Raw genomic sequence first — 11,599 nt, forward strand, 5'->3', positions numbered from 1 at the left:
GTCGCGCGGAACGCCGCGCACCGGATGGCCCGGTCCGCCGGCGGTTGGTTACAGGGTCCTACGTGTCTTGATCCCTCACCGGAGTGAGCGTGCCGTTCGCGCCGCAGCGGACGGTCCAGGGGTTGCGGGAGGGGGTGAGGTTCTCGTGGATGCGGATGTCGATCCGGGAGGTGGGGCGGTTGCCGGGGACGTACGCGTGGGCGGCGGTGCAGGTGAGTTGGGCGACGGCGGTGACGTCGAGATCGCCGTTGCTGACGCTGCGGGGGACGAAGAGATCGACGGCTCCGTCGGCGGCGGTGGCGGTGAGCCGGCCCGCCATGGGCGGGACCTGGCTGGTCAGGCCGCGTTCGCGTTCGGCGGCGGTGGGGCCCTCCAGGAGGAGGTCGAGGGACTGCTGGGGGCCGAGGGGGCGGTCCGTGGGGCGGGTGACCGCGCGGACGCCGTACGGGCCGACGAAGTAGAGCTGGACGGTGCGGGCCTTCGTACCGGGACGCGGGATGCCCGAGGCGGGGGCCCCGGCGAGGGTGGGCCCCCCGGGGGTGATGCCGCAACCTGCCGTGGTCAGGACGGTGAGGGCGGCGAGGAGGAGTGCTCCGGCGGCGCGGGCGGGGAGTCGGGGGGTCATCGCGGTTCCGGCGGGACGGGGTCGGCGAGGGGGAGGGTGAGGGTGAAGACGGCTCCCGCGCCGGGGGCGTTGGCGGCGGTCAGGGTGCCCTCGTGCAGCAGCGCGTTCTCCCGGGCGAGGGCGAGGCCGAGGCCGCTGCCCTCGGAGCGGGTGCGGGCCGTGTCGGCCTTGTAGAAGCGGTCGAAGACATGGGGCAGGGCGTGGTCGGGGATGCCGGGGCCGTGGTCGGTCACGGTGAGGACCGCCCGGCCGTGTGCGGCCCGCGCGCGGACGGTGACGGGCGGGCGGCCGTGGCGCAGGGCGTTGCCGACGAGGTTGGCGAGGACGACATCGACGCGGCGGGGGTCGGCATGGACGGGGACGGGCCCGGCGAGGTCGGCGGTGACGCGTGCGTCGTCGTTCCAGCCCCGTAACTGAAGCGACTTGCCGACAAGCGTCCGCAGGTCGACAGATTCGGGCCGCAGCGGTGCGGACTTCGCGTCGAAGCGGGACACCTCCATGAGGTCCTCGACCATCCGGGCGAGGGTGCGGGTCTCGTCGCTGATCAGGCGCACGGAGTCGGCGGTGTCGGGCGGCATGGTCCCCGCGTCGGCGTCCTCGTCGAGCACCTCGGTGACGGCCGCCATCGCCGCGAGCGGCGTCCGCAGTTCATGGGCGACATCGGCGGCGAAGCGGCGGGCGCCCGCCTCCATCCGGCGCAGCTCGGCGTCGTCGCGTTGCAGGGTCTCCGCCATGGTGTTGAACGTGCGGGTGAGGTCGGCGAGTTCGTCGTGACCCTCCGCTTCGAGCCGGGTGCCGAGCTCACCGGCGGCGATCTTCTCCGCCCCGTCGTGGAGCCGGCGTACGGGCCGCAGGACGCGGCGGGCGGCGAACAGGGCCGGGACGAGCGCCAGCGCGAGCGCGGGGACGGCTCCCGCCTGGGCGGCGGTGAGCAGGGTCGCGATGTCGGCCTGGACGTCGTCGAGCGGGAGGGAGGCGTAAACCGTCAGGCCGGAGGGGCTGTAGGGGGCGGAGGAGCCGGTGGTACCCGAGTGCCCGGCGGTCTCCGTGTCGTACGCGACGGGCACGGCGAGGGCCAACCAGGGCCGGCCCTCGTGCTCGACGCGCTGGTAGGCGGCCTCGTGGTGGTCCCGTACCGTCCGGCGGAGTTCCGGCGGGACGGGCGGGTGGCCGGGAGAGGCGGAGACGAGCGGGCCGTCCTGGTAGGAGGCGGCGGAGTGCCAGGCGCGGGCGCCGCCCGCACGGTCGAGCTGGAGGGCGAGATCGCGCAGGGCGTTGGCGCTGGGCGGGAAGGACAGGCCGGGGGCGAGGGAGTCGAGCTGGGCGCGCAGGTCGGCGACGGCGTTGTGCTGGGTGCGGTCGAGGATCGCGGAGCGGGCCCGTTGGAAGGTGAGTCCCGCGGTGAGCAGCGAACCGAAGGCCACGGCGAGCAGGAACGCGATCACCAGGCGCGTTCTCAGACCGCGCGGGAAGCGGAGCCGGACGGTCATCCGAGGGGCCCGAAGCGGTAGCCGAAACCGCGGACGGTCTGTACGTACACCGGGGCGCGCGGATCGTCCTCGATCTTGCCGCGCAGACGCATCACACAGGCGTCGACCAGGCGGGCGTCCCCGTAGAAGGAGTGCTCCCACACCTGCTCCAGGAGCTGCTGGCGGGTGTAGACCCGCCCCGGTGTGGCGGAGAGGAACAGGAGGAGCTTCAGCTCGGAGGGGGCGAGGGCGAGTTCGGTGCCGTTCCTGGTGACGATGAGGGCCGTGCGGTCGACGGTGAGGGTGCCGTGCCGCTCCGCACCGTCCCGTACCCGCTCGCCGTCCGGGGCGGGGGCGACGCGGCGCAGGACCGCCTTGATGCGGGCTTCGAGGAGTTCCCCGACGGCCGGTTTGACGATGTAGTCGTCGGCGCCGGCCTCCAGTCCGACGACCACGTCGATGGTGTCGCCCCGGGCGGAGAGGATGATGATCGGGACCTGCTTGCTCTCCCGGATGCGGCGGCACACCTCCAGGCCGCTCATCCCCGGCAGCATCAGATCGAGCAGCACCAGATCGGGGCGGTGGCGTTCCAGCGCGAGCAGGCCCGTCTCACCGCTGCCCGCGACCTCCACCTCGTGGCCCCGGCGCCTGAGCGCGAGGGTGACGCCCTTCTGTACGGCGAGGTCGTCTTCGATCAGCAGGACTCGTGGCATGGAGGGATCGCTTCTCCGGTGGGCTCTCCGTGTTCTTCGAACAGGGTGCCCGAACCGTACGACGAGCCGTTCCGCTTTTCGTGAGGAAACGATGACAACCCGCCGTTCCCTCGTCTCCGCGCGGTTCCGTCGGGGACATGAGTGACGCACAGCAGGACCGCCGGACCGGCTCCCTCCGCCAGGAGTTGTTGATCGCGGGCGGACTGGCCCTCGCGGGGACCGTGGCCCTCGCCCTCCTCGTGAAACCCTCCCCGAGCGGGACGGACGCCGCCGGAACCAGCGTGTCCCTGCCGCGGCCCGTGGTGGACACCGCGATCGTCCGGGAGTCCGAGGACTCCGGGAAGACGGTGAACCTCACCCTCGACGACGGCCCCGACCCCCGCTGGACGCCGAAGGCCCTGGCCCTCCTCCGGCGGCACGGCGCGAAGGCCGTGTTCTGCCTGACCGGCCCGAACGCGGCGGCCCACCCCGATCTGGTCCGGCGGATCGTCGCCGAGGGCCACCGGCTGTGCGACCACACGGTCAGCCATGACACCGCGATGGACGGGAAACCGGTCGCGTACCAGGAGAAGGAGATCGTGGACGCCAAGCGGATGATCGACAAGGCGTCCGGCGGCACCCGCGTCCGGTACTACCGCGCACCCGGCGGCGCCTTCACCCCCGAGAGCCGGCAGATCGCGGCCGCCCACGGCATGCGCAACCTCGGCTGGAACGTCGACCCGAGCGACTACGAGCGGCCGGGCACCGACCGGATCGTCCGCGCCGTGAAGCAGCAGATCACCAAGGGCCCGACCGTCCTTCTGCACGACGGCGGGGGCAACCGTTCCCAGTCGATGGAGGCCCTGGAGCGGCTGCTGCCCTGGTTCACCGCGTCGGGTTACGCGTTCAGTTTTCCCCAGGCGGGCTGAGGGCGTCTCGTTCGGGAGGTCTCGCGGCGGGCACGAGGAGTGCCGGAGGGGCCACGCGCCCCTTTTATCCGGGTGCGACGCGCCCCCGCACTCTTGCGGTGAAGTGCGCTCCAGCATCTACCGTCGGCCGCACATCCGGTGCGGATGGGACGACGAGCGGAGGGAACCACCGTGCGGTACACGCTGTTCGGCAGGACCGGCCTGCGGGTGAGCGAGCTGAGCCTGGGGGCCATGACCTTCGGTGACGGAGGGGAACGGTGCGCCGACAAGGAGACCAGCGGCCGACTCCTCGACCTGTACGCGGAGGCCGGCGGCAACTTCGTCGACACCGCCAACAACTACGGCCGCGGGGCGTCCGAAACGGTCCTCGGGGAACTGCTCCAGGGGCGCCGCGACGCGTTCGTCCTCGCCACCAAGTACACCTGCGCCACCCGTCCGGGTGATCCGAACTCGGGCGGGAACCACCGCAAGAACCTGCTCCGTTCCGTGGAGGAAAGCCTGCGGCGGCTGCGCACCGACCACGTCGACGTGCTGTGGGTGCACGCCCGCGACAACTTCACGCCCGTCGAGGAGGTGATGCGCGCACTGGACGATGTGGTACGCGACGGCAAGGTGCTCCACGTCGGCGTGTCCGACTGGCCGGCCTGGGAGATCGCCCAGGCGAACACCCTCGCCGAGCTGCGCGGCTGGACCGCCTTCGCCGGCTCGCAGCTGCGGTACAACCTGCTGGAGCGCACCCCCGAACGCGAACTCCTCCCGCAGGCACGCGCCTTCGAGCTGGCCGTCCTGGCGTGGGCGCCGCTCGCGGCCGGCAAGCTCACCGGGAAGTACCGGCGCGGTGAGACGGGCCGGCTGACGGGCGACCAGCACGACTGGGACCACAACGAGGACGCCGTCCTCCCCGCCGTCCTGGAGATCGCCGAACAGGGCGGCTGGAGCCCCGCGCAAGTGTCCCTGGCGTGGCTGCGTTCCCGTCCCGGCAACATCATCCCGATCATCGGCGCCACCAAGGAGTCACAGCTCACCGACAACCTCGCCGCCGTGGACGTCACCCTGGACGCGGACGCCCTGGCCCGGCTCGACGACGCCAGCGCCGTCGCGCTCGGCTTCCCGCACGCGTTCCTGCGTGAGCCGGGCATCGTCGAGACCGTTTACGGCGACCGGTGGCAGGAGATCGACGACCGGAGGTCCACGTACCGGCGGACGGTGACGGAGGTCCGGTGAGGCGGGGGCGCTGAGGCGGGGGGCCGCTCCCGTGGCGGGCGGTGCTCGGGAGCGGTCCCGTACCGGCCGGCGGCCAGGGGGCGGCTCCCCCGGGCGGGCAGGGGGCAGTGGTCCTGCCGCCCCCTCCGATGCGGGGGTTTTCCCCATGGCCGGGCTCCCGGCGGCCCCCGTAGGGTCGGGCCGGAGCCATGCGCGGTGTGTGGCCGGAACGTCCGGGGGACCGGGGGAGCGGGGGAACGAGGATGTCGGTGCGCGGGAGTGTCCGGGTCGTCGGGGGTGTGGTGGCGGCCGGGGTCGCGCTGTGCGGGCTGACGGCCTGCGGCGGGCTGGTCCCGAAGACCTTCACGGACGACACCCGGGAGACGAAGAAGATCACCTCGGTGCGGCTGGAGATGGAGGACGGCGCGGCCACGGTGCGCGGCGGCAAGGGGAACGGACCGGTCACGGTGCACCGTTCGGTCTCCTACCGGGGCGACCGGCCGGAGGGGACGAGTTACCGGGTCGAGGACGGTGTCCTGGTACTCGGCGGCTGCGGCGACCACTGCGCGGTGGACTACACGATCGAGCTCCCCGCGGGACTCCCGGTGAACGGCCGGACCTCGAACGGGGAGATCGACCTGTCCCAGGTCGGCAACGTCGACGTCACCACCAGCAACGGGAAGATCGGCCTCGACGACGTGCGGGGCACCATCGACGCGCGGACCACGAACGGAGAGATCACCGGAAAACGGCTGTCCGGCACGCGGACCAAGGTGGAGACCTCCAACGGACGCGTCACCCTGTCACCGAGCACCCCGCAGGACGTACGGGTGACCACGTCGAACGGTTCGGTGACGCTGGAGGTCCCGAAGGGGAGCTACCGGGTGTCGGCCCGTACCGACAACGGAGATCGGAACATCGGCATCCCCAACGACTCCTCCGGCAGCCACCAGCTCGACCTGACCACCAGCAACGGAGGCATCACCGTCAAGCAGGGGGCCTCGGACTGAAACGGGCCCGGGGGCGGTCGCGGTGCGCCGCCCCCGGGCCCGCCGCGCGGTCAGGGCCTGCGGAGGACGAACACCGTGTGCCCGAGGTGATCGCGGTTGAAGCTGCGCAGCAGCGGCATCGACGCGTCCAGCCGCGCCGTCGCCTCGGCACCGAAGTGGGCCAGCACCTCGTCGTGCCGTTCGCGGTAGAGGAGGGCCATCACCTCACCGGTCATGGCCATGTTGGCGTTGTCGTCGATGACCTGCGCCATCTCCCACCCCGCTCCCTCGGCCATCTCCAGCACCCCGGGCACCGTCACCAGCGGCGCGCTGACCCACATCCGGTAGTGCGCCTCCAGCTGCTCACGACTGGGCCTGCCCCGCAGGGTGAACTCCGTCAGCAGCAGCCGGCCACCCGGTCGCAGGACGCGGTGGGCCTCGGCCAGCGCCCGGGGCCGGTCGTGCATATGGCACAGCGAGTCCACGGCCAGCGCCGCCCCGAAACTTCCGTCCGGGTACGGCAGGTTCATCGCGTCACCGTGGTCGAACGTGACCCGGTCGGTGAGATCGGCCTCGCGCGCCCGGGCAGCGCACTCGGCGGCCTGCGTACGGCTGATGGTGATGCCGGTGACACGCGCCCCGGTGCGTTGGGCGATACGTACGGCCGGCCCCCCGGTGCCGCAACCGATGTCGAGGATGCGGGTGTCCCCGTCCGGCGCGAGGAGCTGGGTGTACCAATCGGTCTGGCGGTCCATGGCCTGGTCCGCCAACTCCGGCAGACTGTGGACGGCCCCCGGCGCCCCGGGCACGCTCCACTGCCCGACATGCAGGGCGGAACGGCCGAGGACCAGGGTGAACAGCGGACCGAACTCGTCGTAGTTGGCGCCGACCTCTTCCGGCGTGGGCAGCACGGCCGGAGACGATGTGACGTGGGTCATAGCGGCAGGATAGGGGCTCGTACCACGCGGGCGCGGGACCCTTGCGCCGGATCCGCGACGTCCTCGGCCGAACGGGCGGAGGGGACGGGCCGGATGGGTCGGACGGGCCGTGACCGCCGATGAGACCGCTCAGTCGAACGGCCGCAGCTCGATCCGCGCGATCCTCACGTCCAGGTCCGCGAACTGCGCCACGGCCCAGGAGACGGCGTCCTCCAGGTGAGGGGCCTCCACCCCGCAGGGGAAGCGCACGCCCTCCGGGTCCTCCTCCCACCCGATCTCACCACTGGCGAGTCGGCGCCCCAGGGGAAACGCGGGAGTGGCGGAGTCGGCCCGGTCCGTCCCGCCGCTCCCATGGCCCGCGCGCGGCCGTCGCCTCCGGGCCATCGACCATCCCGTCCCGCGGTGTCCTTCGGGCGGGTGAAGCCGCGCCGTGGCTGGTTGATCTTCCGCGTGCGGCCGGTATGGCATGGGCGCGCTGTCCCGGTCCTGCGGGAGGCACCGTACTCGGACCTGTCCGGCGGCCCCGCACACGATCATCATCCCGTGCCCCTGCCGAAGAGGTCCGCCGACGGCCGCACACGCGGGGTGACGGCCGGGACCGGTGCGGGCAGCTCCTTCCCTCTCACATCACTGACGGAAACGCGAGGAAGCCATGCCCGACGTCGAGCCCCAGACCGACATCGACGAGCAGGAGTCGGAGACGACCAACGAGCAGATGGAGAACGAGAGCGAGGAGGACACGGAGTCCACCATCGAGTCCTTCTACTCGGCAAACGAATCGGAGATCTCGGAAATGCGGGAGGCCCTTCAGGACCTGCTGACCGACGTCACCGAGAAGGCCGACGACACCATCGAGCTGGACTCCATGGACTCCACCCGCCAGACACTGGACGCGTCCACGGAGACCATCGAGGGCGGCCCGAGCCCGGACCTCCAGCAGATGGTGGAAGAGGCGGTACGCCAGCGCATGGACGATCTGGGCCTCCAGAAGCGCAAGGGACGACTGTGGTGCCGGGTGAAGGGCTGGCAGTTCGCGCTCGCCGTATTCGGCACGATCGGGGGGACGCTCGGCGTCACCATGGCCGTGATCAATTTCGTCAAGGAGCTGAAGAAAGGGCAGACAGCCGATCCGGCAGATGCTGCCGCACCGCGAGGGTCCCAGCTGACCGAGGACCAGAAGAAGAAGGTGAAAGCACAGATCGAACGATGGTGGGCGCTGAAGGAGGAACAGGTGTGGTCGCGTGTGGCCGACCAGGTCGACCAGCGCAATCCCTCGCTCCAGGGGCAGATCCTCATGCTGAGCACCATCAAACTCTTCTCGGCCAACCTGCCGAGCCCGTTCGTCTGGGCCAGCGGCGACGACAAGGCCGCCGCCGTGACGAGCTGCGTCAAGGCGTACAACGACTTCCCACCGCAGCAGGGCAAGCCCAAGTCACGGGCGTTGTACGAGTTCCTGCGGGACTATCGGTACGACGGGAACGCCATGCCCCGGCAGGTAGCAGCCGACGTGGCCGAACTCGCACTCCACCAGATCATCGCCGCGCGTCCCGCGATGACCGGGCCACGGCTGTACTTCCCCGACCAGCCGGCCACCAAGAACGCACGGTTGTACGCCAGCCGGTACCTGGGCCAGGTCCGACGCGGCGGAAGGCTGCTGTACCACCACAAGGCCGAGAACTTCAGCAGCGCACTCAAGCGCCGTACCGGCCCGCTGCCGCTGTACAGCCAGGCTGCTGTCGACGAGTGGATGGACGGCCTCGACGAGCACGAACGCCGGGAGGTAGAGGAGGCAGTGGCGAAGGCCCTTCCCGAATGGCGGAAGGGTTATCCCCTGCTCTCCGGTGAACGGCTCGTCCAGCACCGGATCACGGCGCTGTCGGACTCCTGGAAAGGCAATCCGAAATACACCTTGGTCTACCACCGGTCGACCAACTGGGGAGAGCTGGCCGTCGTGGTGCAGGGCACCTCCGTCGACCCTCAGACCGGCGAGTACCAGTGCCTTGCCACAGCGTCCCGGCGGTCGGCCGCGCCTTCGGTGGCACCGGCGGCACCGGCCGCCGATGAGAGCGCCCTGGACATCGTCGAGCAGTGCCTCAACACGTTCGGCATGATCTCGTTCGCCTGCGGTCCCCAGGGCGCGGTGGTGGGCGCCGTATCCCTTGTCCTCAACACCATCCTCCATGTCGCCTTCGGCGAGCAGCAGGTCAACCTCCCCAAGGAGATCGACCAGATCCTCAAGCAGGACCTGGCGGAGGACCACATCCTCCAGGACATGACACACCTGTTGGCCTACACCACGTGGATCGGCCTGCAGGCCCAGGCAGCCATCGACAACGACTACGACTACAAGCAGGGGCAGGCGTACGACGACACCCTCAAAGCCATCAAGAAGAGCGTCGAGGACGCCCTCGGCCCCAGCAGCCCCCTGCTGCAGACGATCAGCGACCTGGAGAACGGCGAGTACCCCGCCGACCCGGAGTTCCAGATCATGGCGCTCCCCGTCTACCTCGTGGGGGTCTCCGTCCATCTCCTCTACCTACAGGTCAGCATCCTGCTGTCGAACGATGCGACGACCTTCAAGTCCCCCAAGACCGTCTACCTGGTGAACGCGGCCAAGCACTACCTGGCACACCTCCAGGACAAGATCGGCACCGTGGCGAGCCGCTGCTCCAGCCGGATGGACGATTCAGATGTCGCGATCGGGGAGACGACCTTCACGCACTGCGCGGGGGCGATGTGCGGGGATCAGCACATCATCTTCTTCCAGGACTCGCACGCCGGCGAGTTCCCGCAGCGGCAGATCCTCTCCATGCCGGAGGTCCAGTACGAGAACCTGGTCTGGTACGCGTACTGCGAGAGCAAGAAGCACGGCTGGAACTGCCCGTCCGGTGACGCCCAGAGCGCGTACACCGACTACTGGAAGAGCGTGGACACCGACTTCCGCAAGCACTACAACTACAGCGGCAAACGGCAGAAGGATCTTCAGCAGGCGATCAGCCAAGTTCAGGAGATCATCGCCAAGTACGAGCCGCTGACCAATTAACGGCGGCGCCGCGAGGGCTTGGCGGGACCTGGAACATCCGGTGTCCCCTCCGCCAGGAAGCCGGAGGGGACACCGCGACACTACGCGTAGGACAGCTCGCCCGCCTTGATACCGGACACAAAGACGGACCAGGCGGGCGCGGCGACCGTGAGCACCGGGCCGTGCGGGGCCTTGCTGTCGCGGACGGGGACGGTGCCGGTCGAAGAGACGGCGGTCGGCGCCCACTCGACGCACTGGCCTCCGTTGCCGCCGCTGTAGCTGGACTTCTCCCAGACCACCTGGGAAAGGTCGAAGGTCGTGCTCATGAGTAAGCCTCCATGATGCTGCTGATCAGGGCGAGCGACCGCTCCGACGACAACGCGGCGGCACGCAACCGCTCATACGTGGCGCGTGCTTCGGCCACTGCTGACGCGGAGTCGATGACTGTGCCGTGAGTGTATGACTCCGCGTACAAGATCTCACCACCCTCATCCAGTTCAAGCAGATTGAACGGCAGATGCGCGGCCGGAGCCCCCGCGGCGAAATCGAGCACCTGGATGGCGATATCGGGCGAATCGGCGGTATTCAGGAGGTGCTGCAACTGCTCCCGCATCGTGTCCGGGCCGCCGATCTGGGTACGTAGCACTGCCTCGTGAAGGATCACCCACAGCAGGGGCGGGGCTTCCCGCTCCAGGACTTCCCGGCGCTGGAGACGAGTGGCTACGTGCTCGCGGATCTGTTCGGAGCTCTCCCGTGGGCGCCAGGCCCGGAAGGCAGCTTCTGCGTAGCTCTCGGTTTGCAGTATCCCCATGATGAGGGTGGGCGAGTAGTCGAGGATGGCCGTTGCCGTTCGCTCCATGTTCAGGTACGGGACGAACCAGTCCGGATGGTCCCGGCCGGCCAGTCGGTTGCGGAGACGAGTGAAGCTTTGGGGTGTGCCAAAGACCTTGTCACACCCTTCCGCGAACAGCTCGGAGGCGAGACGCTTCCCGCTCTCCACCCGGCTGACAACCGTGCGGTCGATTCCCAGCGCCTGGGCCAGTTCCTGCTTACTCCACCCTTTTTGCACGCGCGCGTGCATGACTTCCCGGCCGAACCACGCAGCTCCGTCCTCGGGCTCCTCGCCCTCCACTTCCGATTTGTCATCTCGTTCGATCCAGGGTTCGGACATACGTCCAACTCCTCACTGTGCCAAGTCATTTGGCACGCCTTCTCCCCTGGCCTTCGGGGTCGTGGATGCCGAATGTAGACCGTGACAGCTCCAGCGCGAAAGGCGACGGAAAAGGCAGCTGCGCCACCTCGGCGTGCCCTCGTTCTGCCCTTTCCCGTGCGGGATTTGTTGCCCGAAAGCGTCAGCAACGACTGATGCGGGCCGCAGGAATTCATTTCGCCGGGGGCCGGACCGGCTCCATGGCGAGCCCCCTACCGATGGAGGAAGACGGTGCTGGTGGACGAGCCGCAGAGTGACTGGCGAGAGAAGGTCGGGGAGGTGGAGGCGGCGCGGGACGATCTCGCGGCCGCGCTCGAAGAGGCGGGGGTCACGTTGCCGTCGCTCGGGACCGAGGCGTCGACGTGTGGCGGGCAGACGATCGCGCTCGTGCATCTGGGGCGGTGCAATGTCGCGACGGCGCACTCGTTGGCGGGTGTGGTGCGGGCCGGGGCGCGGGCGGGGGAATCCGGCGAAGTTCCGGCATGAGGGTGCGTCATGGCAGAGGAGAAGAAGGAAAAGGAG

The 11,599-nt window shown here is 69.9% G+C and carries 11 protein-coding genes; 5 read left to right on the top strand and 6 right to left on the bottom strand.

Going from position 1 to position 11,599, the window contains the following annotated elements; genetic code table 11:
• Positions 1-58: 58 nt before the first annotated feature.
• From AC51EU_RS06095 to AC51EU_RS06105, 3 genes are read right to left on the bottom strand one after another with little or no spacing between them, the layout of a single operon-like run.
• The gene (locus AC51EU_RS06095; RefSeq protein WP_496265615.1) at positions 59-625 is read right to left on the bottom strand and encodes a hypothetical protein; all 567 of its coding nucleotides are present in this window, start codon (positions 623-625) and stop codon (positions 59-61) included.
• Positions 622-2,115: a sensor histidine kinase gene (locus AC51EU_RS06100; protein WP_496265616.1), complete on the bottom strand. Its 1,494-nt coding sequence runs from the start codon at positions 2,113-2,115 to the stop codon at positions 622-624. The genes AC51EU_RS06095 and AC51EU_RS06100 overlap by 4 nt, the downstream gene beginning before the upstream one ends.
• Positions 2,112-2,807 (bottom strand): response regulator, encoded by a 696-nt coding sequence (locus AC51EU_RS06105; RefSeq protein WP_496265617.1) that lies wholly within the window; start codon positions 2,805-2,807, stop codon positions 2,112-2,114. The genes AC51EU_RS06100 and AC51EU_RS06105 overlap by 4 nt, the downstream gene beginning before the upstream one ends.
• Positions 2,808-2,944: 137 nt before the next feature.
• Here AC51EU_RS06105 and AC51EU_RS06110 point away from each other — a divergent pair, with 137 nt between their 5' ends.
• The 3 genes from AC51EU_RS06110 to AC51EU_RS06120 all read left to right on the top strand — a co-directional run bounded on the left by AC51EU_RS06110 (position 2,945) and on the right by AC51EU_RS06120 (position 5,928).
• The gene (locus AC51EU_RS06110; RefSeq protein WP_496265618.1) at positions 2,945-3,715 is read left to right on the top strand and encodes a polysaccharide deacetylase family protein; all 771 of its coding nucleotides are present in this window, start codon (positions 2,945-2,947) and stop codon (positions 3,713-3,715) included.
• A 171-nt stretch (positions 3,716-3,886) separates the two neighbouring features.
• Positions 3,887-4,939, top strand: a complete 1,053-nt coding sequence (locus AC51EU_RS06115) for an aldo/keto reductase (RefSeq protein WP_496265619.1) — start codon at positions 3,887-3,889, stop codon at positions 4,937-4,939.
• A 248-nt stretch (positions 4,940-5,187) separates the two neighbouring features.
• Positions 5,188-5,928 (top strand): DUF4097 family beta strand repeat-containing protein, encoded by a 741-nt coding sequence (locus AC51EU_RS06120; protein WP_496265620.1) that lies wholly within the window; start codon positions 5,188-5,190, stop codon positions 5,926-5,928.
• A 50-nt stretch (positions 5,929-5,978) separates the two neighbouring features.
• Here AC51EU_RS06120 and AC51EU_RS06125 read toward each other — a convergent pair whose 3' ends face one another.
• Positions 5,979-6,845 (bottom strand): SAM-dependent methyltransferase, encoded by an 867-nt coding sequence (locus AC51EU_RS06125; RefSeq protein ID WP_496265621.1) that lies wholly within the window; start codon positions 6,843-6,845, stop codon positions 5,979-5,981.
• Positions 6,846-7,497: 652 nt separating this feature from the next.
• Between AC51EU_RS06125 and AC51EU_RS06130 the strand changes: the two genes are divergently transcribed.
• Positions 7,498-9,888 carry a hypothetical protein gene (locus AC51EU_RS06130; protein ID WP_496265622.1) on the top strand — a complete coding sequence of 797 codons (2,391 nt, stop codon included), beginning with the start codon at positions 7,498-7,500 and terminating at the stop codon, positions 9,886-9,888.
• A gap of 80 nt (positions 9,889-9,968) precedes the next feature.
• Here AC51EU_RS06130 and AC51EU_RS06135 read toward each other — a convergent pair whose 3' ends face one another.
• Both AC51EU_RS06135 and AC51EU_RS06140 read right to left on the bottom strand, forming a co-directional pair.
• Positions 9,969-10,193, bottom strand: a complete 225-nt coding sequence (locus AC51EU_RS06135; protein ID WP_496265623.1) for a DUF397 domain-containing protein — start codon at positions 10,191-10,193, stop codon at positions 9,969-9,971.
• Positions 10,190-11,038, bottom strand: a complete 849-nt coding sequence (locus tag AC51EU_RS06140) for a helix-turn-helix domain-containing protein (RefSeq protein WP_496265624.1) — start codon at positions 11,036-11,038, stop codon at positions 10,190-10,192. The genes AC51EU_RS06135 and AC51EU_RS06140 overlap by 4 nt, the downstream gene beginning before the upstream one ends.
• Before the next feature lie 270 nt (positions 11,039-11,308).
• On the opposite strand from AC51EU_RS06140, the gene AC51EU_RS06145 reads away from it, so the two are divergent.
• The gene (locus AC51EU_RS06145; RefSeq protein WP_496265625.1) at positions 11,309-11,563 is read left to right on the top strand and encodes a hypothetical protein; all 255 of its coding nucleotides are present in this window, start codon (positions 11,309-11,311) and stop codon (positions 11,561-11,563) included.
• Positions 11,564-11,599: the final 36 nt, after the last annotated feature.

The sequence above is a fragment of the Candidatus Streptomyces philanthi genome (assembly GCF_059553635.1).